The following is a 21,977-nucleotide window of genomic DNA, read 5'->3' as shown; positions in this document are numbered from 1 at the left end:
TCGCCCGTCAGAGACGTCCGGTCAGGCCCTGGAGGGTGGGCCGGCGGCCGAGCGCGTACAGGCCGGCCAGCACCAGGCCGCCGACGCCGAGCCAGATCAGGCCCACCAGCTGCGCCATCACATGAGCGTTGATCACGACGAAGACGAGGATCCCCATCCCGATCAGCGGCGCGACGAGGTGCGTCCACATGGCGTCCGAGCCGAGGCGCAGCGAGTAGTGCACGATCACCGACGCGTGCAGGACGATGAACGCGACCATGGCGCCCATGCTGATCAGGCTGCTGAGGAGGTCGACGCCGTCGGAGCGGGTGGACATCCAGACCCCGAGGCCGACGGACAGCAGGGAGACGAGCGCGATGGCGTTGGCCGGCACCGACTGCCTGACCGACACCTTCGCCAGGAACGACGGGAGCTGCCGGTCGCGGGCCATCGCGTACAGCAGGCGGGAGGCCGCGACCTGGGCCACCATGGTGTTGGCCACGCCCCAGGAGAGCGCGGTGGCGGTCGAGGTGAGGTGCCTGAGCCACTGGCCGCCGGCCACCGCGGCCGCGTCGTAGAACGCGGTGTCGCCTCCATTCCGCAGGAGGCCCGCCGGGTCGGGCACCAGCAGCGCGGCCACCCACACCTGCACGATGAACAGCACGCCCGCCAGCACCAGGGCCAGCCGCATGGCCCTGCCCACCTGCTCGGACCCGCCGGTGGACTCCTCGACCAGCATGCTGATCCCGTCGAAGCCGATGAACGACAGGACGGCCACCGACACCGCGGCGAACACCACCGGCCAGGAGAACGTCTCCAGGTTGAACAGCGGGGAGAGGCTGAACCCGCGGCCCTTGCCCTGGAGCAGGGCCCAGACGCCGACCACGAGGAACAGCGCCAGCACGACCAGCTCGAACACGATCATGATCCGGGTGAGCTTGACCGTCATGCGGATGCCCCGGAGGTTGATCGCGGTGTTGAGCGCCACGAAGGCGATCAGCCAGACCCACACGGGGATCTCCGGCACGATGGCGTGCATGGCGATGGAGGCGACGAGGTAGAGCAGGCACGGTACGAGGATGTAGTCGAGCAGCACCATCCACCCGGTCAGAAACCCGGCCGGCGGTGCGATGCCGCGGCCGGCGTAGTTGTAGACCGAGCCGGACAGCGGGAACGCCTTGACCATCTGCGCGTACGAGGCTGCCGTGAACAGCAGCGCGATCATCCCGACGAGGTACGCCAGGGCCGGCATGCCGCCCGAGCGGGCGTAGACGGAGCCGAAGATCGCGAATGGGGAGATCGGCACCATGAACACCAGGCCGTAGGACACGAGGTCGGTCATCCCGACCCCGCGACGTAACTCCTGCCGGTATCCGAACTGCTCGACGTTCGCGTGCTGTGTGGGCACGACGGCCACTCCAAGGTCATGCGGGAACGGGGGGTTCGATTGGGCGATCCTTCCGTAGCCCGAGGCCGCGTCGCAAGACCGATGGCAGGCTTATGTCACACGTGAGCAGGGCTCGAAATGGGGTTCAGCCGAGGCGGGACTGGAGGCCGTCGAGGACCCGCTGGAGGCCGTACTCGAAGCCGTCCTGGTCGGCCTGGGAGGAGAGCTGGCCGCGCTGCGCGGCGTAACGGGCGCGCAGCCGCGGGTAGTCCTGCACGGCCCGCTCGGCCGCCGGCCACAGTTGCTCCACCCACTCCTGCTCGGTCTGACCGCTGCGGGCGATCATGGACAGGATCGCGGCCTCGCTGGTGGTGACGCCGAGCACGTACGCGACGAGCGTGCTCATCGCCTGGTCGGCCTCGTCGAGCGGGAACCCGGCGGACTCGAAGACGCCGAGCATGTGCTCCGTCTGGCGCAGCATGTTGGGCCCCAGGTAGGCCAGCCCCACCTCGCCGAGCTTGGCGGCCATCCAGGGATGGCGCAGGATCGTGGCGCGCAGGCCGTGGGCGATGCGCGCGATGACCTCCCGCCACCGGGTGGCGTCGGTCTCCTCGGGCAGCGGCAGCTCGCCGTAGACCGCGTCCACGGCGAGCTCGATCAGCTCGTCCTTGTTGGCCACGTGGCGGTAGAGCGAGGTCGCCCCGGCGTTGAGCCGGCTGCCGAGGCGGCGCATGCTCAGGGCGTCGATGCCCTCCTCGTCGAGCAGCCGGACGGCCTCGGTCACGATCTGGTCGCGGCTCAGCGCCGGCTGCTCCCGCTCGCGGCGGGGCCGCGCCCACACCGAGGGGATGGACTGCTCGTCTTTCGCCATGCCCCTCACCATAGCGCACATTGTACGCATGTGCGAACAGTGTCAGCGACGACGCTTCCGCTTGCGGTCGTGCTGCTGGGGACGGTGGCCGGCGTGGGCCGCGGCCGGGGTCCGGGCGGGGCCGTAGCCGATGGCGCCCATCATGCCCTGCTCCTGGTGATACAGGTTGTGGCAGTGGAACATCCACTCGCCGGGGTTGTCGGCGAGCACGTCCAGGTGGAGCCGCTGGCGCGGCTTGATGTTCACGGTGTCCTTGCGCGGCCCGCGCCCGTCGGGCAGGCGCAGCTGGAACGTGTGGCCGTGCAGGTGCATCGGGTGCCACATGGGCGACTGGTTGTCCAGGATCAGCCGGACCGTCTCCCCCCGGTCCACGCGCAGCCGCAGGTGGTCGCCGGCGACCTTGTCGTTCATCGTCCACTCGTTGCCGGACGGGCGCATGCCGAGCGTCACCGTGATGGCCCTGGACGGGCGGGGGAGATCGAGGGACGACGGGGCCTCCAGGTCCCGGTACGCCAGCATGCGCTCGGTCAGCTCCGGCACCTGGACGGTGCTCGCCGGCGCCTCCGCCCGCCGATCCGTCCGCACCACCGCGAACGCCCGCCCCCGCTTGCCCTCCGCTATCGCGACCAGCGGGAACGCGCCCGAGTCAAGCCGGGCCAGGAAGTCGTAGCGCTCGCCCATGCCGATGAGGAACGTGTCCACGTCCACGGGCCGGCACGGGAACCCGTCGGTGTGGGTGACGGTCATGCGATGCCCGCCGAGCGCCACCCGGAAGGCGGTGTCGGACGCCGCGTTGATCACCCGGAACCTGACCCTGCGGCCCGGCGCGGTGCGGAAGGTCATGGGGGAGTCCGGCGCCTGGCCGTTGACCAGGTAGAGCGGGTGCACCATCTCCGCCGCCACGCCGCCGAGCGCCTCGCTGCGCAGGGTGTCGTCGTGGTCGGTGGAGGCGTTCAGCCGGGCCAGGGCGTCGTCGGGAGTGCCGTCGATGCCGTCCAGCCAGTCGTCGAGCACGACGGTGAACTCCTCGTCGTAGTCGAGCGGCTCCCGCGGGTCGAGGACGACCAGGGTGCCGTACAGGCCGCGGTCGGGCTGGGTGCCGACGTGCGAGTGGTAGAAGTACGTGCCGGGATCGGGCACGGTGAAGTCGTAGTCGAACGTCTTGCCCGGCTGGGTCGCCTCCTGGCTGAACCCCGGCGCGCCGTCCATGGGGAAGTCGAGCCTGATGCCGTGCCAGTGCACGGTGGTCGCCGCGGGCAGGTCGTTGACCAGCTTCGCGCGGACCCGCTCACCGGCCATGACCCTGATCTGCGGGCCGGGGACCTCGTCGTTGTACGTCCAGGTGCGCACCGTGCGCCGCCCCAAGGTGACCGTCGCGGGCCGGGCCCGCAGCACCATCGCCCGGGGCCGCGGCTGCGCCGCCGAGGGCGGGGCCCCCAGCAGGGGGACGGCGCCGGCCAGCGCACTGGCGAATGTGCCGGTGACGAACGCCCGGCGGGACACCCGCCCGCCCGTACCCCACGAACTCGACCAACCACCCACGACGCCTCTCCCTCCGCTCACCAGGCGAGATTACGGAGGGTAACGGGCGAACTCCCCTCGCCACGCCGATGGAGATCCCTAGCGCGTGCCGGGCGGGCGCTGGTGGCCGAAGCGGACCGGCTTGGAGCCGCTCAGCCGCACCTCCGGGTCGGTCATCGCCTGCGGCGGCGCCGGTCGCTCGACGGCCGCTTCGATGACCGGCTCGGCCCCCTCGGCCTCCGCGATCCGGCGGACGAGCCGCTCCCGCAGCTCCGCCGCCACCCCGGCGTGCGACGGGAATCCCGCCAGGTTGACCAGCTCGTGCGGGTCGTTCTCCAGGTCGTACAGCGCCTGCTCCCGGTAGCGGTCGGAGGCGGGGTCGTCCCACGGGTGGGCGTCCTCGGCGACGGCGTAGTACTTCCAGCGCGAGGTACGGATCCCGCGTCCCACCTCCGACTCGCTCACCTGGAAGAACACCTCCTCGGGCCACGCCGCCCCGGGGTCCCGGACCAGCGGGAGGAACGAGCGGCCCTGCATCCCGTCGGGGACGGGCAGCCCGGCGGCCTCCAGGAGCGTGGGAGGCAGGTCGATGGTGCTGACCGGCCGGGAGACGGCGCCGCCGCCGTCGAAGCCGGGGCCGCGCAGCGCCAGGGGCACGCGCAGCGAGGCGTCGTGGCACGAGCGCTTGTACTCGCCGTTGCGGGTCTTGAAGTGGTTGCCGTGGTCGGAGGTGTACGCCACGATCGTGTCGTCCAGCAGGTCCATGCTGCGCAGCGCGTCCAGCAGCCGCCCGAGCCCCTCGTCCAGCCGCTTGACCTGCCCCAGGTAGCCGCCCATGTGCTGGTGGGCGGTGCCGCCGAGGGCGGCCAGGTCCGGCGGCATCCAGCGGCCCTGGTAACGCTCCTCGTAGCCGTCGGGGGCCGGGTAGTTGTCCACCTCGTTCTGATGGTGCGGCTCCAGGAACGACAGGAACAGGAAGAACGGCTCCTCGTGGTGGTCGGCGACGTACCTGATGGCCGCGTCCACGAGGGCGTCGGAGCGGTAGCCGGGCAGCATCACGGGCTCGTTCGCCTCGTCGTACACGATCGTGCGGTAGGCGTCCGAGGTGTGCTCCAGCGCGTTCGCGGCCAGCCACGACCGGTAACCACCGCGCCGGTCGGCCGGGACGGGCTCGCCGCCGCCGAGGTGCCACTTGCCGATGTAGCCGGTGGCGTAGCCGGCCGCGCCGAAGTGGTGGGCCAGCGTGCGCTCCTCGGGCGGCAGCACGCGGCCGTTGCGGTGGACGCCGGTCGTGGTCGGGTAGCGGCCCGTCTGCAGCGCGGCGCGGGCGGGCGCGCACACCGGCTGCGGCGTGAGCGCGACCGTGGCCTGCGTGCCGTGCCTGGCCATCCTGTCGAGGTTGGGGGTGAAGGGGCCGACGGTGTCCCACCGCTGCTGGTCGGTGAAGACGACGATCACGTTCGGACGCAAGAAATGACTCCTATTTGAGGCCGGTCAGCGCGATGCCGCGCACGAAGTATCGCTGGGTGAAGATGAAAAGGACGGCGGTGGGGACGAAGAGGATCACCGAGCCCGCGGCCGTGAGGTGCCACAACGTGAAATACTCCTGGTTGAACAGGGTGAGCCCGACGGGAATGGTGCGCATCTCGGGCGTCGTGGTGGCGACCAGCGGCCAGAGGAACTCGTTCCACTGGAAGACGAACGTGAACAGCCCGAGCACGGCCAGCGCGGGCCGCGTCTGCGGCAGGATGATCCGCCGGTAGATGCCCAGCTCGGAGGCGCCGTCGATGCGGGCCGCGCTGATCAGGTCGTCGGGGATGGGCTGGATGAACTGCCGCATGAGGAAGATCCCGAACGCGTCCATGAGGAACGGCGTGATCAACCCCTGGTACGTGTTGAGCCACCCCAGGTTGGCCATGAGCACGTACAGCGGGATCATCCGCACGAAGAACGGCACCATGAGCGTGGCCAGCAGCGCCACGAACAGGGTGTTGCGCAGCGGGAAGCGGAACTTGGCGAACACGTACCCGACCAGCGGGTCGAAGATCAGGTGCGCCAGCGTGATGGCGCCGGCCACGACGAGGCTGTTGACGATGAAGTTCCCGAACGGCGCGCGGGCGAACAGCTCGGCGTAGTTGCCCCACTGCGGCGACTCGGGCCAGACCACGGCCTCGGCCGACAGCGTCTCGGCCTCGGTCTGGAGCGACAGCGACAGCATGTAGAGCAGCGGCACCACCATGACCAGCGAGGCCGGCCCGAGCAGGAGGTAGAGGAGCGTCCTGCGCATCAGTACACGACCTCCCCGCGCCGCCCCGCCCGGAGCTGGACCAGCGTGAACGCCACGATCACGATCAGCAGCAGCACCGACTGCGCCGAGGAGTAGCCGAAGTCCCTGGTGCGGAAGGCCACGTTGAAGATGTGGAAGACGGACAGGTCGGTGGCGTCGCCGGGTCCGCCGCCCGTGATGATGTACGCCTGCCCGAACGCCTGCAGCCCCGAGATGACCGCCATCACCGACACGAACAGCGTCGTGGGAGCCAGCAGCGGCAGCGTGATGCGCCAGAAGCGCCGCCACGAGTCGGCGCCGTCGATCTTGGCGGCCTCGTGGTACGTCTCGGGGATGCCCTGCAGCCCGGCCAGGAACAGCACCATCGTGTAGCCCACGCTCTGCCACAGCGTCACCGCGGCGATCGTGAGCAGCGGCGCGGTGTTGAGCCACTGCTGCGCGGGCAGCCCGGCCGCGAGCAGCACCCGGTTCAGCACGCCCAGCTCGGGGTCGAGGATGTTGCGCCACAGCAGGCCGACGATCGCCACGGAGGTCAGGTACGGCACCAGCAGCAGCACCCGGAACGCCACCCGCCCCTTGAGCGGCTGGTCGAGCGCCATCGCCAGGGCCAGCCCGAGCACGATCGAGCCCACGACCACGGCCACCGCGAAGGCCACCGTGACCAGGAACGAGTGCCGCACCGCCGGGTCGGCCAGCGCCTGCGTGTAGTTGCCCAGCCCGGCCCACTGGTCGGCCTGCGGCCCGGAGCGCAGGCTGGTGGCCACGACGTTGCCGATCGGCAGGTAGAAGAAGGCCGCGAAGAACAGGATGGCGGGAAGGAGGAACAGGTAGGCCGTCCGCGCGTAACGACCGGCGAGCGTGCGGGGCCTGATCACCGCAGGAAGCCCTCGGCCGACTTGGTGAACGCGGCGAGCGCCTCGGCGGCCGGCTCGTTCTGGATGAGCACCTGCTGGTACATGACCTTGAGCTGCTCCTCCCACTTGCCGAGCTGCCCGGTGAGGCGCACCTGCTGGGAGGAGTCCTTGGCGTACGGGAGAGCGTCGGCGAAGACCTTGGTGACCTCGTTCGACGCCACCTCGGGCAGCTTCGTCCAGGAGACGCGCGGCATGAGCATGCCGGTCTCCTTGGTGGCGGCCTGCTCGACCTCGATGGCGGTGATGCGCTTGATGAAGTCCCACGACAGGTCGGGCCTGGCGGCCTTGGCGGGCACGAACATGCTGACCCCCGCCGCCTGCGTGGCCTGCGTCTTGTGCTTGAGCGGCGGCGCGACACCCACCTCGATGTCGGGGCTGGTCTTCCTGATCGGCTCCAGGTCCCACGGGCCCGTGAAGATCATCGCGGCGCGCTTGGCCGAGAACAGCTTCTGCGGGCCCGAGTAGTCGGTGCCCGACACCGGCACCGGGGCCACCTTGTGCTTGTGGACGAGGTCGGCCTGGAACTGCAGGGCGGCGACCGCGTCCTCGACCGGCGTCATGACCTTGCCGGTCGACGGGTCGTAGGGGGTGACGCCGGCCTGGGTCAGCCAGGGCCACAGGTACGTGTAGTCCTGGTTGAGCGCGACGCCGTACACGCCGTCCTTGGTGAGCTTCTTTGCGGCGGCCAGGAACTCCTCCCACGTGGCCGGCACCTCCACCCCGGCGTCCCTGAGCATGGCCTTGTTGTAGAAGAGCGTGTTGCAGGTCAGGTGGAGCTGCACGCCGTACACCTTGCCCTGGTACGAGTTGCGCTCCACGGTGACCGGCTGCCAGTCGGAGGGGAAGCCCATCGCCTGGCCGTCGCGGTCGACGTACTCCTGCAGCGAGCGGGCGTTGCCGGAGACGGCGAACTCCTGCACCCACCCGCCGGGCTCCTCGACCAGGTCGGGCACGGTCCCGGAGGCGAAGTCCGCCAGCAGCCGCGTGCGCAGGTCGGGCCACTGGTACTTCTGCAGGTTGACCTTGACCTTGTTGGCCTGCTCGAACTCGGCGATCACCTTGCGGTAGGCCTGGTAGTCGTGGCCCGCGTTCCAGTAGACGGTGAACGTCCCGGGCGCGGCGGCCTGGGTGGTCGGGGCGCCCGCACAGGAGGACAGGACGGGCCCGGCGACGGTGGCGGTGGCGGTGGCGGCGGCCAGGCGGAGCAGGTCACGGCGAGACATGGGGGAGGACATCTCGGGTTTTCCCTTCTACGAAGAGCCCCGCCGCAGGAAGGTCCAGGAGCGGACGATCTCGCGGGCGGGTGGCTGCTCCTCGGCCTGGAGGCGGTCGAAGAGCAGGCGTGCGACGTCGGTGTAGTCGTGGCGGAGCGGGCCGACGGTGCTGAGCTGCGGATTGCTGATGAGACCCTCGTCGATGTTGCCGGCGCCGACGATCGCGACGTCGCCGGGCACGGTGAGCCCGGCGTCCCTGGCGGCCCAGATCGCGCTGATCGCGGCCCGGTCGGAGGCTGCGAAGATCGCGTCGGGGCGGTCGGGCGAGCGCAGCAGCTCGGCGGCGGTCTGGTAGGCCGCCACGCGGTCGTCCGCGCCCGTGGTGATGATCCGCTCGCTCACGCCGTGCCGGTCGAGGGCGGTCGTGTAGCCGAGCAGCCGGCCCGCGGGTTGTTCCCGGTGGAGCTCGTGGCGGTGCGCCAGGAACGCGATGCGCCGCCTGCCCTGGGCCAGCAGGTGCTCGACCGCCTCCGCGCACGCCTCCGTCTCCGGAGTGCGTACGACGTCGCAGCCCTCGAGCCCGTCCTCGTTGCTCAGGACCACCATCGGCAGCCCGGTGCCGGCGAGCCCGGTGACCAGGTCGCGGGTGAGGTGGTCGCCGGCGAGGTTGATCAGCGCGCCGTCGGCGACGCCGCCGCGCAGCACGTCGACGGCGGCCTTCGCGCGGGCCTCGGAGTAGACGGCGAGCGTCACCACGGAGTAGCCGCGGGCGTCGGCCATCTCGTGCAGGTCGGTGGCCAGGCGCTCGTCGCTCGGCACGCCGCCGAGCGAGCTGAGCACCAGGCAGATCCGCTGGGTGCGGCGCTTGCGCAGGCTCCTGGCGGCCTGGTTGGGGGTGTAGCCGAGCTGCCTGGCTGCCTCGAGCACCCGCTGCCTCGTCTCGGCGGCCACGGGGCGATCCCGGCCGCTGAGCACGTAGGAGACGGTCGCCACTGACACGTTCGCCAGCTCGGCCACTTGTCGCGCTGTAGGTCTCATGTTAGTCGTATAACCTAGCATTCCCTATAGAGATAAAGGGAAATCTTTGGCCGCTGATGTGGATGGAGACGTCGGGATGCCGATGGTTCTCACCGGCTGTGCCGACGGCATGTTAATCGTTTAGCACCGTATGCCTCCGACGTTCGCCGGATCAACCCCATCGGCTCGGGTTTTCCCTAGGGGCTACCCGGTGGCGCGCGATCGTGGGCAATCGCTAGCTTGGGTTCCTGTGACGCCTCTTTTGCCGGGAGACCCGGCACAACTGGGCGAATACTGGCTGGCGGGCCGGCTGGGCGCGGGCGGGCAGGGGGTCGTGTACGACGCCTACGACGACGCCGGCCGGCGGGTGGCGATCAAGGTCATCCGCCCGGAGTTCCTGGAGCACGCCGGGGCCCGGGCCGACTTCGTCAAGGAGGTGACGGCCGCGCGGAAGGTGGCCTCGTTCTGCACGGCCCGCATCATCGACGCCGACCTCGACGGGCCCGCGCCGTACATCGTGAGCGAGCACATCGAGGGGCCCAGCCTGCGCACGGCCGTCGAGCGGCACGGGCCGTTCGACGCCGACCGGCTGCACCGGCTGGCCGTCGGGGTGGCCACGGCGCTGGCCGCCATCCACGACGCGGACGTGGTGCACCGGGACCTGAAGCCGGGCAACGTGCTGCTCGGGCCCGACGGGCCGCGCGTGATCGACTTCGGGCTCGCCAGGACGGGCGAGATGTCGCAGACGACCGAGGGCGAGTTCGCGGCGGGCACGCCGCCGTACATGGCGCCCGAGCGACTGGCCGGGCAGCGCGGCGGATCCGCCGTGGACGTGTGGGCGTGGGGCGCGATGATGCTGTACGCGGCCACCGGGCGGCCGCCGTTCTCCGGCGACCTCGCCCTCCTGCGCTACCAGGTGACCGGCACGCGGCCCGACTTCACCGTGCTGGCGGAGCCGCTGCGGCGCCTGGTCACCGAGGCGATGTCGCTGGACGCGCAGGCCCGCCCGCCGGCGCGTTCCCTCCTGCTCGACCTCATCGCCATGAACAGCGCCGTCAACGGGCCGGGCCTCTCGCAGGGCGGGCTCTCCGGGCTGCTCAGCAGCGGGAGCCGGGCCGCCGTCGAGGTCAGGCCCCCCGCCGATCTGGCCGCCGATCTGGCCGCCGATCCGGCCGAGTCGCCGCCGGCCGAGGTCGCCGAGACCGTCTACGGGCGGCTCAGCCCGGAGGACCAGGCGCTCGTCCCCTCGGCGCTGCTGCGCATGGTCCGCTCCGACGAGAGCGCCGAGACCGCGCTCAGGGACGCGGCCACCCGGGATCTCGTCGACGGCGCGCGGGACCCGGCCGGCGTGCAGCGGGTGCTCCAGGCGTACACGGACGCGGGGCTGCTCGTCCACAAGGGCGAGTCGATCACGCTGGCGGGGGCGGCGCTGCTGCGGGCGTGGCCGCGCCTGCGGGACTGGGTGGAGTCCGACCGCGCGGCGCTGAGCGTCCACGACGCCCTGAACAGGGCGGCCACCGTGTGGCACGCGAACGGCCGCCGCCCCGACGACCTCTACCGGGGCACGGTCCTGGACGAGAGCTTCGAATGGGCCGCGAACGGGCGCGGGCCGCTCCGGCCGAACCAGCGCGAGCAGGCGTTCCTGGACGCCTCCCGCGAGCGCACCCGGGAGCTGGCCAGGCGGCGCCGGCGCGTCCGGGGCACGATCGCGGCACTCGTCGCGGTGCTGCTGGCCGCGGTGGGGGTCGTGGTCGTGCAGGACGTGCTGGGCACGCGCCAGCGGGACACGTCGGCCGCCCGCCGGGTGGCCGCGCTCGCGAACCGGACCCGGGCCGGCGACCCGCTGACGGCGCTGCTGCTGAGCGTGGCCGCGTGGCGGATCGCGCCGGTGGCCGAGGCGCGCTCCGCCATGTACGCCTCGCTGGCCCAGCGCGAGCGCTCGGCCTTCCGCCCCGGCCCGGTCTCCGGCTCGGCCCGCTTCGACCTCGGCGACGACGGCACGCGGCTGGCCGTGCTGGACGACGGCAGGTTCACGCTGTGGGACGCGACCACCGGGCGGCCCGCTCGCGCCTTCGGCGGGGTGAGCGGGCCCGTGAGCGCGATCGCGCTGAGCGCCGACGGCCGCAGGCTGGCCGTGGCCGGCGAGCGGTCGATCTCCGTCTGGGACGCCGAGCGCGGGGTGCGGGTCGCCGAGTTCGGGGAGGGGGCGCAGCGGCTGGCGTTCAGTCCCAGGCGGCTGCTGCTGGCCGCCACCACGGCCGAGGGCCGCGTGCGGGTGTGGGACCTCACCAGCCAGCGCCCGCTGGCCGTCGGCGACGCCACCGAGGTCGCCTTCTCCGCCGACGACGCCCTGATGGCCACGACCCTGCCCGGCGGCCGGATCGAGCTGCGCGACTGGCAGGGCGTGCTGGCCCGGCTCCCCGGCGCGGCGCTCGCGTTCGACCCGGCGCGGCGCGAGCTGGCGGTACGGGCGGGCGGCGAGGTCCGCTTCTGGGACCTCATCGCGCGGCGCTGGCGGGAGCCGGTGCTGAGGGGATTCGGGGCCCGCGCGCTGCGCTTCAGCCAGGACGGCCGCCACCTGGCCGCCTACGACGGCTCCGACCTGGCCCTCTGGTCGCGGAACGGCACCCGGCTGCTGTCCCATCCGGTCGGCGAGCTCGTGTCCGGGCTCCGGCTGGGCCCGGGCACGCTCGCCTTCGGCCTGCTCGACGGCACGGTCGTGACCCTGGACGTCTCCGACCTCACCCGCCCGCGCACGCTGGCCCCCGGGGTCGAGGCCGGGCTGATCGACCCCGCGCGGCGGACGGTGATCGTGCGGCGGCCCCGGGTGGAGGTCTGGCGCCTGGATGAGCCGGCGCGGCCGGCGGCCCTGCCGGTATCCCCGACCGCGATGGCACTGAACCCCGGTGGCACGCTCCTGGCCGTCGGGACGGCCGATCCCGCGCGGGTGACGCTCTGGAACCTGACGACGGGCACGAAGGACCGGACGTTCCCCATCAAAGGCGCGAGCGAGGTGGGCGGGCTCGCGTTCGCCCCGGACGGCACGACGCTGGCGGTGGCGCCCTTCCAGGAGACCGTCACCCCGCCCGCGAACAACTGGCGCGACGTCCAGCTCTGGGACGTCCGCCGCGGGGTCAGGACGCGGACGCTGAGCGTCCCCGGCGGCTCCGGGATGATCTTCCGCCCCGACGGGCGGGAGCTGGCGGTGAACGGCGCGGACGGCGCGCTCGCGTCGCTGGGCGGCGCCGAGGCCGTCACCAGGCCGTTCGGGGAGAGCGCGGACGGCGTGCGGGCCATCGCGTACAGCCCGGACAGCAAGGTCATCGCCACCGGCGCGCTGGCCGCCGGGGTGACGCTCTGGAACGCCGCCGACCGCCGGCAGCTGGCCCACCTGCCGCTCAAGGGGTTCGGGGCGGTGGACGTGCTGGCGTTCTCGCCCGACGGGCGGACGCTGGCCGTCGGCGGCTCGAACCGCGTCCAGCTCTGGGACGTCGCCGAACGCGCCCCGCTCGGCTCGCCCGCCGTGTACCCGGCTGGCGAGGTGGTGGCGCTGGCCTTCGACGCCGGGCAACTGCGCTGGCTGCGGACCGACGGCACGCTCGGCGACCAGCCCGCCACCGCCGCCGGCGTGGCCGCCGCCCTGTGCGCCAGGGCCGGGCGCTCGCTCTCCCGGAGCGAGTGGGACCGGTTCATCCCCGGCACGCCCTACCGCGAGATCTGCTGACAGGAGGAGACATGCAGGCTTCGCCCGACATCGTCGCCATCCAGGTGACGCCACAGCCGGTCGTCCTGGACACCGGCGAGGTCGCGCTCCGGATCGAGGTGTCCACCGCGAACGCCACCCGGTTACGCGGCCGGCTGCTGAGCCCGGACGGGACGCGCGTACCGCTCGACTTCGCCGCCCAGCCGCCGCCGTGCGACTGGCTGGCCACGCACACCCTCCGGCCCGCCGACCCGGAGGGAACGTGGCAGGTCGAGGCGCGGGCCGGCCGGGCGACGGCCGTGCACGAGTTCGACGTGGACCGGCGCGGGGCGAAGGCGGAGGCGCGGTTCGAGTCCTTCGACGCGCAGCCCCGGCAGGTCCCCAGGGGCGACCTGATCCGGCTCATCGGCCGGCTGGAGCTGGTCAAGAACGGCGCCTCCGGCCCGGCGGCCGGCCTGACCGTCGTGATCGCGTACCAGGAGCAGGAGACGTGCGGCCGGCGCGAGCTCGCCGACGCGGTCACCGACGACCTCGGCCGGTTCCTCGCCCAGGCGGCCGTCATGGAGAGCGGCGAGTGGCGGGCCGAGGTCCGCAGCGGCCCCGAGGTGATCGGGGCGGTGAGCGCGGCGGTGTTCGTGGAGGCGACGGCGGAGCAGCGGTACGCGACACGGCTCGACTACGCGGTACGGCGGGCGGGCGGCAGCACCGTGCACTCGGGACGGCTGCGCGGCAAGCCGGGCGCGTCCTGGGAAGGGCTGGGGAACCAGCGCATCTGGGTCTTCTACCGCAAGCCGGGCGCGCCGTCCGGGGCTTTCAACTCGGTCAACAAGAGCACCCTGACCCGGGACAGCCCGGTCCTCAGCCAGGGCCGCTTCGAGGTCCGCACCGGGTCGAAGAGCGGGGGAGCGTGGCGGGTGCAGTACTTCGGCACCAACCTGGCGGCGGGCGTCGTCAGCGACGCCAAGCCCGCGCCCTGATGGGGGAGACGTGTGGTGTCCACGGGAAGATGGGAGGTGCGTAGACGGCCCAGATGACAGCGAAACGGGGAACCCCGCATGTCCATAGAGCTCCAGTCCACCGGCACGTTCGCCATCGGTGACAAGATCGTTCACCGGCTCGGTTTCGGGGCCATGAGTCTCACCGGGCCCGGGGTCTGGGGGCCGCCGCGCGATCACGACGAGGCCGTGCGGGTGTTGCGGCGGGCCGTGGAGCTGGGCGTCGATCTCATCGACACCGCCGACTCCTACGGGCCGTACGTCAGTGAGGAGATCATCCGGGAGGCGCTGCACCCGTACCCGGAGCGGCTGCTGATCGCGACCAAGGCCGGGTTCGTGCGGCCGGGGCCGGGGCAGTGGGTGGTCGTGGGGCGGCCCGCGTACCTGCGGCAGGAGGTCGAGATGAGCCTGCGGCGGCTCGGGGTGGACCGGATCGACCTGCTCCAGCTGCACCGCATCGACCCGGAGGTGCCGCTGGAGGACCAGCTCGGCGAGCTGAAGGCGCTGCGGGACGAGGGCAAGATCGGCAGCATCGGCCTGTCGGAGGTGAGCGTCGAGGAGCTGGAGCGGGCGCGGCGCATCGTCGAGATCGTCACCGTGCAGAACCGCTACAGCCTCACCAACGCGTTCTCGGAGGACGTGCTGGAGCACTGTGAGGAGCAGGGGATCGGGTTCATCCCCTTCAGCCCCATCGCCAAGGGGGCGCTGGCGGTGGCCGGGAGTCCCGTGGACCACGTGGCCAAGGCCGTCGGGGCCACGCCCGCGCAGGTCAGCCTGGCCTGGTTGCTGGCGCGTTCGCCGGTGATGATGCCGATTCCGGGCACGTCGTCGGTGGCCCATCTGGAGGAGAACCTCGCCGCGTCCACCGTGGAGCTGACGGGTGAGCAGGTGAGCGAGCTGACGGCAGCCGCCCGCTGACAGGCCCCACGGCGGGCCCCTGCTTCCAGGGGCCCGCCGTAGGACGGTGGTCAGTTCAGGCCGGACTTCATGGCCGTGAGGAGTTCGGCGTTCGTGGTGTCGCCGCTGAGCTCCCAGAAGAAGGCGCCGCCGAGGCCCTGGCTCTTCGAGTAGCTCATCTTGCCGCCGATCGTGCTCGGCGTGTCATAGCTCCACCACTGGCCGCCGCAGTACGCGTACGCCGTGCCCGCGACCGTGCCGGTGGACGGGCAGCGGGTCTTGAGCACCTTGTAGTCCTCGATGCCCTGCTCGTACGTGCCCGGCGCGGGTCCCGAGGCGGTGCCGCCGGGCGCGGACTGCGTGACGCCGGCCCAGCCGCGGCCGTAGAAGCCGATGCCGAGCAGCAGCTTGCTCGCCGGCACGCCCTTGCCCTTGAGCTTCTGGATCGCGGCGTCGGAGTAGAAGCCCGGGGTCGGGATCCCGGAGTAGGAGGTGAGCGGGGAGTGCGGGGCGGTCGGGCCCTGCGGCGCGAAGGCGCCGAAGTAGTCGTACGTCATGACGTTGTACCAGTCGACGTACTGCGCGGCGCCCGCGTAGTCGGCCGCGTCGATCTTGCCGCCGTTCGTGCCGTCGGCGGTGATGGCCGCGGTGACCAGGTTGCCGGAGCCGAAGCGGGAGCGCAGTGCCGACATGACGTTCCTGAACGCCGCCGGGCCGCTGGAGTCGCAGGTGAGGCCGCAGGCGTTCGGGTACTCCCAGTCGATGTCGATGCCGTCGAACACGTCCGCCCAGCGCGGGTCCTCGACCAGGTTGTAGCAGGAGTTGGCGAAGGCCGTGGGGTTCTGCGCGGCCTGGGTGAAGCCGCCGGACCAGGTCCAGCCGCCGAAGGAGAACAGCACCTTCAGGTTCGGGTACTTCTTCTTGAGCTTGCGCAGCTGGTTGAAGCTGCCGCGCAGCGCGCCCGCGTCCCAGGTGTCGGCCACGCCGTCCACGCTCTCGCCCGCCTGGTAGAAGCGGTCGTAGTCGGCGTAGCTGTCGCCGATCGTGCACTGGCCGTTCTGCACGTTGCCGAACGCGTAGTTGATGTGGGTCAGCTTGGCCGCCGAGCCGCTCGTGTCGATGTTCTTGACGTGGTATCCGCGCTGGTAGACGCCCCACTGCACGAAGTAGCCGAGCACCTTGTTCCCGCCGCCTCCGCCGCCCGTCGTGGTGGCGGTGGCGGTGTTGCTGTTGGCGGAGCGGTTGCCGGCGGCGTCGCGGGCGCGGACGGTGTAGCTGTAGGCGGTGTTGGCGGCCAGTCCGGTGTCGGTGTGGGTGGTGCCGGTGACGGTGGTGATGAGGGTGCCGCCTCGGTAGATCTCGTAGCCGGTGACGGCGACGTTGTCGGTGGAGGCGTCCCAGGCGAGGGAGACGGTGCTGCCGCTCACGCCGGTCGAGCGCAGGTTGCCCGGCACGGTCGGCGGGCTGGTGTCCGTGCCGCCGCCCGTCGTGGTGGCGTTGACGGTGTTGCTGTTGGCGGAGCGGTTGCCGGCGGCGTCGCGGGCGCGGACGGTGTAGCTGTAGGCCGTGCCGGCGGCCAGCCCGGTGTCGGTGTGGGTGGTGCCGGTGACGGTGGTGATGAGGGTGCCGCCTCGGTAGATCTCGTAGCCGGTGACGGCGACGTTGTCGGTGGAGGCGTCCCAGGCCAGGGAGACGCTGCTGCCGGTCACACCGGTCGAGCGCAGGTTGCCGGGCACCGACGGGGCGGTGGTGTCGGTGCCGCCGCCGGTCGAGGGCTTCCACAGAGCAGGCACGTTCGGGGGCTCCCAGCCGGGCTGGGAGGTGTGGCTCTGGATGCACTCGTACTCGACGCCGTTGTACGTGACGTGCGTGCCCGCCGTGTACGCCGTCCACGGGGCCCACTCGGCGAGGGCGGCGTACGCCGAGGCGGAGACCGGCGGCGGGGCGACCGCCACGGCGGTGAGGGGCAGCAGTAACGCCACCAGGATCTTGCTCAGGACACTGTGTCTCATGACTCTCCGACATCCGGTTGGGGGTGTACGAGGGGTGGGATGTCAGGAAACTATTAGGAAAGTTTCCTTTAAGTTATGAGACGACGTTAGCCTCTGCCTGTGGAGGCGTCAATGAGTGAAATCCCGGAGTAAACCCGAGTACCGCTTCGGCGGCGGCGGGGCGTACTCGCCGCGCGTGCTGGTCCGCAGCCCGAGCGACACCAGCGACTCGACGAGCTTGGTCGCCGCCGTCACCCCGTCGATCACCGGCACGCCCGTCTCGCGCGACACCTCGGCGCAGAACGACGCCATGCCCGCGCAGCCGAGTACCACCGAGTCGCTCCCGTCGCGCTCGACCGCCGCGGCGCACAGCTCGGTCACGGTCTTGCGGGCGGCCGGATCCTCCAGGCCGAGCACCGGGATGTCGCAGGCGTGCACGCCTCGGCAGGCGGCGGCGAAGCCGTACCGGTGGGCCAGTTCCCAGGCCCGGCCCACGGTCCTGGACAGGGTCGTGACCACGCTGAACGAGCGCCCGACCAGGGTGGCGGCGTGCATGGCGGCCTCCGCGATCCCGACCACGGGGCCGATGGCCAGCTCGCGGGCCGCGTCCAGGCCCGGGTCGCCGAAGCAGGCGATCACGTACCCGTCCACGCCGTCGCGCTCGCCCGCCGCGACCTCGGCCAGCACCCCCGGCACGGCGAGCGCCTCGTCGTAGTGGCTCTCGATCGACTCCGGGCCCATGCTCGGGCTGACGGCCGTGACGACGGTGCCCGGCGACGCCACCGCCCTGGCGCATCGACCGATGGACTCGGTCATGGCCAGGGCGGTGTTCGGGTTGATCACTTTGATGCGGTACGTCATGCCGCGGCGATCCTGGGCACGCGCCGCTCCAGGGCCACCAGCGCCACGAAGCCCAGCCCGCAGCCGATGAACCAGCTGTAGTCGGCGATCCACGTCAGGTCGGCCGTCGTGACACCGAGGTCGAGGAGCATCTTGGGCACGAGCACGGAGGCGATGGCGGGCACGCCGCTCGCGACGGTGGCCCAGATCGCGTTGGGGTTGTAACCCTTGCTGAACCAGTAGCGGCCGGATCGGTCGAGGGTGAACAGGTCGTCCACCGCCACCCGCTGCCGCGCGCACACGTAGAAGCCCGCGATGAGGATCCCGAACAGCGGGCCGATCAGCGCGCCGAGCAGGCCGAGGGTGTAGTGGATGGCGTCGGGGTTGCCGTACCAGTTCCACGGCGTGAGCAGCACCGAGCCGACCGCCGCGATCATCCCGCCGGTGCGCCAGCTGATCCGCTGCGGGTTGACGTTGGAGAAGTCGAACGCGGGCGAGATGAAGTTCGCGACGATGTTGATGCCCACGGTCGCGATCACGAAGGTCAGGCCGCCGAGGAGGATCGCGAACGGCGTGTCGATGCGCTGCACGGTGTGGATCGGGTCGGTGATGAGCTCGCCGAAGACGGGGACCGTGGCCGAGGCGGTGATGACCGTCAGGATCGAGAAGAACAGGAAGTTGACCGGCAGGCCGAGGAGGTTGCCCTGCTTCACCGCCCGGAATGACCGGCCGTACCTCGAAAAATCGCCGAAATTCAGCATCGGCCCGGAGAAGTACGACACGACCAGGGCGATCGCGCTCAGCATGACCGGGATCGACTCGCCGAACCCGAGGCTGTCGCCCTGCGACAGGTCCAGGCTGATGTTCTCCCAGCCTGCCTTGCTCACCAGGTAGATGGCCAGCACGACCATGACCACGTACACCGCGGGCCCGGCCCAGTCCACGAACCGCCGGATCGCGTCCATGCCCCGCCAGAACACGGCCGCCTGCGCGACCCACAGGATCGCGTAGCAGATGTACCCGAGCGCGGACAGGCCGAGGAAGCTCGGCCCGTTCAGCGCGGCGGTGGCCGGCCAGAACTTGAGGAAGACGATGATGAGCGACTGCGAGGCCAGGTACGTCTGCACGCCATACCACGCGATGGCGATGGCGCCGCGCACGATGGCGGGGATGTTCGCGCCGAGCACGCCGAAGACGGCGCGGTTGATCACCGGGTACGGCACCCCGGTGACCTGGCTGGGCTTGGCCACCAGGTTGCAGAAGACGTTGACGATGACGATGCCGGCCAGCAGCGCGAAGAGCACCTGCCAGCTCGCCAGCCCGAGCGCGAACAGGCTGCCCGCGGTGACGTAGCCGCCGACGCTGTGCACGTCGGACATCCAGAAGGCGACGATGTTGTACGACGACCAGGTCTGCTCGCGCAGCGGCGCGAGGTCCTCGTTCGTCAGTCGAGGGTCGTAGGCAGGGGGCTGCGTTACCGAGACGGTGGGCTCTGTCATGTGCGGCATCCTTGGGGGGTGACGTGCGTCCGAGTGTTAAGTGATCGCTTAACAACTACTGTTAATGTATGCCTTGACATCCGAGCGATGATTGCGCCCGCGTTAAGCCCTTGTGACGGAGACGATGGACAGCCGAACTGACCTCGAAGCGGTCGGCAACGAGCGCCTCGGTCAGCGGCTCCGCGAGCTCCGCACCCGCTCGGGGAAGTCGCTGCGGGCGGTGGCGCGGGAGCTGGGCATCTCGGCCAGCGCGGTGTCGCAGATCGAACGGGGGACGATGCGCCCCTCGGTGAGCCGGCTCATCGCGTACGTCTCCGCCATCGGGGTGCCGCTGGCGGCCGTCTTCGACGCGCAGGAGGAGCCCCGCACGAGCTCCGCGTCGCCCGGCTTCGCGATCAGGCGGGCCTGGGAGGTCGCGCCGATACAGCTCAGCGGGGGAGTGACGTTCCGCCGGCTGTCACCGGGGCCGACGCCGGACGTGGAGTTCTTCGAGTCCACCTACCCGCCGAACGCCGTCTCCACGGCTCACGGGCAGTTCCTCAAGCACGAGGGGTACGAGGTGGGCACGGTCACGGAGGGGGAGCTGACCATCGAGTTCGAGTCGGAGGTCGTGACCCTGTCCAAGGGCGATTCGATCACCTTCCCGTGCAGCCGGCCGCACATCATCGGCAACCGCTCCGGCACCGTCACCGCCGTCGCCACCTGGCTGATCGTGCACCGCTGAGCATCATCCGGGGGCGATGGGCGGGGTGCCGTGGGTGTGGAAGGAGGCGATGGTCTTCAGCCCCCACGCCTGGCCCTTGGCCCGCTCGGCCTCCGTCCACGTGATCGTCCGCCAGTCGGGGGCCAGGATGAGTCTGGTCAGCGGGTTGCACAGCTCGACGCGGTTGCCGCCGGGCTCGTAGGCGTACAGGAAGAAGGTCTGCTGGATGGCGTGCTTGTGCGGGCCGGTCTCGATGAACACGCCGCTGTCCAGGCAGAGGTCGGCGGCCCGCAGGATGTCCTCGCGGGTGTTCGTGGCGAACGCGAGGTGGTGCAGCCGGCCCGAGGCGCCCGACCAGTCGTCGGTGTAGACGAGGTCGTAGGACTTGTTCGCGAAGTGCAGCCACTGGGCGGAGATCCGGCCGCTGTCCAGCATGATCTGCTCGGTCACCCGGGCGCCGAGTACGTCGCGCACGAAGGCGCCGGCGGTCGCGGCCTCGGCGGCCAGGAAGTTGACGTGGTCGAGGCGGCGCACGCCCACCCCGTGGCCGGGGAACGCCTGCGGCTGGTTCTTCAGCGCGGGACGCAGCTCCTCGGGCGCCTCGTACCACTGGGACTCCCAGTAGAGGCGCAGCTCGTGGCCGTCGGGGTCGCGGAAGGCGTACGTCGGGCCGCGGCCCGGGGCGCCGTCGCGCCAGCCGATGCCCAGCCCGGCGTCCTTGATCGCGCGCACCCGGCGCTCCAGCGCCTCCTGACTGCTCGCCCGCAGTCCGGTCGAGCCGATGCCCGAGGTGCGGTGGGCCGTCAGCGTGAGGCTGTGGTGCTCGTAGTCGTCGTACGTGCGCAGGTGGACCGAGTCGCCGTCCTGCCCGGCGGCCGTCATGCCGAGGATCTCGGTGAAGAACCACAGGCTCCGCTCCGGCTCGGGGGTGAGCAGCTCGACGTGGCCGAGGTGGGCGATGTCGTGCAGCAGAGCGTTCATCTCAACCTCAGGGGCATCTCGACCTTGGGCGGCATCTCAACCTCGGGGGCGGGGGAAGACCGTGCCGTCGAAGAGCTTGCGCGCGGTGCGTACGTTCGCCGCCCGCACCGCGGTCGGCGGGCTGGTGGACAGGTCGAGCTCCACCTCGACCTCCAAGTGGCCGGTGGGGTGCTCGACGTCCACGCGGGCGCCCCCGGGCAGCCGGGCGAAGCGCCGGGCCACGCCGTGCGGGAGTAGCGCGGCGGTGACGACGCTGACCGCGCCGAGCACCCCGATCGCGGTGTGCGGCCGAACCGGGATGAACGTGCGGGTGCACAGTGCGCCGCCGTCGCGGGGCGGCGCGACCAGCGTGGTCTTGGGCACGGCCTCGCCGGTGACGTCGCCGAGCCCCATGAGCTTGCCCGCCTGAACGCGCAGCGACTGCACGCGCTCGCGGAGCCCGGCGTCGGCCGCGAGCGTCTCGTACCGCTCGTAGCCGGTGATGCCGAGGTCCTCCGCGGCCGCCACGACCACCGGCATGCCGTTGTCGACGCAGGTCACCTCGATCCCGTCGATCACGTCCACCTCGCGGCCGGTGGGCAGCAGTCGCCCCGTGCCCGAGCCGGCGGTGTCCTCGAACCCGAGCACCACGGCCGCGGCCGTGCCCGGGACGCCGGAGATGGCCGTGCCGCCGCGGTAGTCGACGCGTCCGCCCGGGGTGGGGAAGCGGGCGGTGGCGAGGCCGCCGGTGTTCACCAGGCGGATGCGGACCTCGGTGTCGTCGCCTCGCGGACGGACGAGGCCGCGCTCCACGGCGAACGGGCCGACGCCGGCGAGCAGGTTGCCGCAGTTCTGCCGCCCGGAGACGGCCGGCTCGTCCACCGCGACCTGGAGGAAGAGGTAGTCGAGGTCCGCGCCGGGATCGGCGCTTGGCGACACCACGGCCACCTTGCTCGTGAGCGGGTGGGCGCCGCCGATGCCGTCGATCTGGCGCGGGTCGGGGCTGCCCAGGACGCGCAGGAGCAGGTCGTCGCGCTCGCGGGGATCGTCGGGGAGGTCGTCGGCCAGGAAGTAGGCGCCTTTGGAGGTGCCGCCGCGCATCAGCGTGCACCGCACGCCGCCGTCGTCGCCGATGCCCGTCACGTCGGTCCGTGGTCGGCGGTCGTCGTCGCCGGTGCTCATCGCATCGGTCCTTGGTC

Annotated in this window: 17 protein-coding genes; 4 read left to right on the top strand and 13 right to left on the bottom strand. The window is 71.6% G+C overall.

The window, feature by feature from the left end:
* Positions 1-7: 7 nt before the first annotated feature.
* The 8 genes from ACIHFD_RS53030 to ACIHFD_RS52995 form a co-directional block, all read right to left on the bottom strand.
* Positions 8-1,387, bottom strand: coding sequence for an APC family permease (locus ACIHFD_RS53030; RefSeq protein ID WP_350736719.1), 1,380 nt, complete (start codon positions 1,385-1,387; stop codon positions 8-10).
* A gap of 124 nt (positions 1,388-1,511) precedes the next feature.
* Positions 1,512-2,237: a TetR/AcrR family transcriptional regulator gene (locus tag ACIHFD_RS53025; RefSeq protein WP_397373381.1), complete on the bottom strand. Its 726-nt coding sequence runs from the start codon at positions 2,235-2,237 to the stop codon at positions 1,512-1,514.
* Between the two features lie 42 nt (positions 2,238-2,279).
* Positions 2,280-3,800, bottom strand: a complete 1,521-nt coding sequence (locus tag ACIHFD_RS53020; protein WP_397373380.1) for a multicopper oxidase family protein — start codon at positions 3,798-3,800, stop codon at positions 2,280-2,282.
* A gap of 57 nt (positions 3,801-3,857) precedes the next feature.
* Entirely contained in the window at positions 3,858-5,228 is a 1,371-nt protein-coding gene (locus ACIHFD_RS53015) for a sulfatase-like hydrolase/transferase (protein ID WP_350736728.1), read from the bottom strand.
* A gap of 10 nt (positions 5,229-5,238) precedes the next feature.
* A complete protein-coding gene (locus ACIHFD_RS53010; RefSeq protein WP_363967094.1) occupies positions 5,239-6,045 on the bottom strand; it encodes a carbohydrate ABC transporter permease in 807 nt (268 codons plus the stop codon).
* A complete protein-coding gene (locus tag ACIHFD_RS53005) occupies positions 6,045-6,920 on the bottom strand; it encodes a sugar ABC transporter permease (protein WP_363967092.1) in 876 nt (291 codons plus the stop codon). Before ACIHFD_RS53005 ends, ACIHFD_RS53010 begins: the two co-directional genes overlap by 1 nt.
* Positions 6,917-8,182, bottom strand: a complete 1,266-nt coding sequence (locus tag ACIHFD_RS53000) for an extracellular solute-binding protein (protein ID WP_397373379.1) — start codon at positions 8,180-8,182, stop codon at positions 6,917-6,919. The genes ACIHFD_RS53005 and ACIHFD_RS53000 overlap by 4 nt, the downstream gene beginning before the upstream one ends.
* Positions 8,183-8,209: 27 nt before the next feature.
* On the bottom strand, positions 8,210-9,211 hold the full coding sequence (locus ACIHFD_RS52995) for a LacI family DNA-binding transcriptional regulator (RefSeq protein ID WP_350736740.1): 1,002 nt from the start codon (positions 9,209-9,211) through the stop codon (positions 8,210-8,212).
* A gap of 229 nt (positions 9,212-9,440) precedes the next feature.
* Here ACIHFD_RS52995 and ACIHFD_RS52990 point away from each other — a divergent pair, with 229 nt between their 5' ends.
* From ACIHFD_RS52990 to ACIHFD_RS52980, 3 genes are all read left to right on the top strand, one after another.
* Positions 9,441-12,914, top strand: coding sequence for a serine/threonine-protein kinase (locus tag ACIHFD_RS52990; protein WP_397373378.1), 3,474 nt, complete (start codon positions 9,441-9,443; stop codon positions 12,912-12,914).
* A gap of 11 nt (positions 12,915-12,925) precedes the next feature.
* Positions 12,926-13,870, top strand: a complete 945-nt coding sequence (locus tag ACIHFD_RS52985) for a hypothetical protein (RefSeq protein ID WP_397373377.1) — start codon at positions 12,926-12,928, stop codon at positions 13,868-13,870.
* A gap of 78 nt (positions 13,871-13,948) precedes the next feature.
* Positions 13,949-14,806 carry an aldo/keto reductase gene (locus ACIHFD_RS52980; RefSeq protein ID WP_397373376.1) on the top strand — a complete coding sequence of 286 codons (858 nt, stop codon included), beginning with the start codon at positions 13,949-13,951 and terminating at the stop codon, positions 14,804-14,806.
* A gap of 50 nt (positions 14,807-14,856) precedes the next feature.
* Here the strand turns inward: ACIHFD_RS52980 and ACIHFD_RS52975 are convergent, their stop codons facing one another.
* From ACIHFD_RS52975 to ACIHFD_RS52965, 3 genes are all read right to left on the bottom strand, one after another.
* Positions 14,857-16,797, bottom strand: coding sequence for a glycosyl hydrolase family 18 protein (locus ACIHFD_RS52975; protein ID WP_397373375.1), 1,941 nt, complete (start codon positions 16,795-16,797; stop codon positions 14,857-14,859).
* A gap of 108 nt (positions 16,798-16,905) precedes the next feature.
* Positions 16,906-17,637: an aspartate/glutamate racemase family protein gene (locus tag ACIHFD_RS52970; RefSeq protein ID WP_397373374.1), complete on the bottom strand. Its 732-nt coding sequence runs from the start codon at positions 17,635-17,637 to the stop codon at positions 16,906-16,908.
* Positions 17,634-19,115, bottom strand: coding sequence for an NCS1 family nucleobase:cation symporter-1 (locus ACIHFD_RS52965; protein ID WP_397373373.1), 1,482 nt, complete (start codon positions 19,113-19,115; stop codon positions 17,634-17,636). The genes ACIHFD_RS52970 and ACIHFD_RS52965 overlap by 4 nt, the downstream gene beginning before the upstream one ends.
* Positions 19,116-19,239: 124 nt before the next feature.
* Here ACIHFD_RS52965 and ACIHFD_RS52960 point away from each other — a divergent pair, with 124 nt between their 5' ends.
* Complete coding sequence (locus tag ACIHFD_RS52960; protein WP_350736760.1) at positions 19,240-19,839, top strand: helix-turn-helix domain-containing protein; 600 nt, start codon at positions 19,240-19,242, stop codon at positions 19,837-19,839.
* 3 nt (positions 19,840-19,842) lie between these two features.
* On the opposite strand, the gene ACIHFD_RS52955 is transcribed toward ACIHFD_RS52960, so the two are convergent.
* Together ACIHFD_RS52955 and ACIHFD_RS52950 are read right to left on the bottom strand one after the other, a co-directional pair.
* Positions 19,843-20,799 (bottom strand): VOC family protein, encoded by a 957-nt coding sequence (locus ACIHFD_RS52955; protein ID WP_397373372.1) that lies wholly within the window; start codon positions 20,797-20,799, stop codon positions 19,843-19,845.
* Positions 20,800-20,835: 36 nt separating this feature from the next.
* Entirely contained in the window at positions 20,836-21,960 is a 1,125-nt protein-coding gene (locus tag ACIHFD_RS52950; protein WP_397373371.1) for a 4-oxalomesaconate tautomerase, read from the bottom strand.
* Between the last annotated feature and the right edge of the window lie 17 nt (positions 21,961-21,977).

This window comes from Nonomuraea sp. NPDC051941, from assembly GCF_044593615.1.
The sequence above is the reverse complement of the archived record's forward strand: the minus strand, read 5'-3'. Positions and strand labels throughout refer to the sequence as shown.

Coding starts and splice junctions, on each gene's coding strand:
- ACIHFD_RS52980 (WP_397373376.1), top strand. CDS start 13,949: ATGTCCATAGAGCTCCAGTCCACCGGCACGTTCGCCATCGGTGACAAG.
- ACIHFD_RS53010 (WP_363967094.1), bottom strand. CDS start 6,045: ATGCGCAGGACGCTCCTCTACCTCCTGCTCGGGCCGGCCTCGCTGGTC.
- ACIHFD_RS52995 (WP_350736740.1), bottom strand. CDS start 9,211: ATGAGACCTACAGCGCGACAAGTGGCCGAGCTGGCGAACGTGTCAGTG.
- ACIHFD_RS52960 (WP_350736760.1), top strand. CDS start 19,240: ATGGACAGCCGAACTGACCTCGAAGCGGTCGGCAACGAGCGCCTCGGT.
- ACIHFD_RS52975 (WP_397373375.1), bottom strand. CDS start 16,797: ATGAGACACAGTGTCCTGAGCAAGATCCTGGTGGCGTTACTGCTGCCC.
- ACIHFD_RS52955 (WP_397373372.1), bottom strand. CDS start 20,799: ATGAACGCTCTGCTGCACGACATCGCCCACCTCGGCCACGTCGAGCTG.
- ACIHFD_RS52970 (WP_397373374.1), bottom strand. CDS start 17,637: ATGACGTACCGCATCAAAGTGATCAACCCGAACACCGCCCTGGCCATG.
- ACIHFD_RS52950 (WP_397373371.1), bottom strand. CDS start 21,960: ATGAGCACCGGCGACGACGACCGCCGACCACGGACCGACGTGACGGGC.
- ACIHFD_RS53025 (WP_397373381.1), bottom strand. CDS start 2,237: ATGGCGAAAGACGAGCAGTCCATCCCCTCGGTGTGGGCGCGGCCCCGC.
- ACIHFD_RS53000 (WP_397373379.1), bottom strand. CDS start 8,182: ATGTCTCGCCGTGACCTGCTCCGCCTGGCCGCCGCCACCGCCACCGCC.
- ACIHFD_RS52985 (WP_397373377.1), top strand. CDS start 12,926: ATGCAGGCTTCGCCCGACATCGTCGCCATCCAGGTGACGCCACAGCCG.
- ACIHFD_RS52965 (WP_397373373.1), bottom strand. CDS start 19,115: ATGACAGAGCCCACCGTCTCGGTAACGCAGCCCCCTGCCTACGACCCT.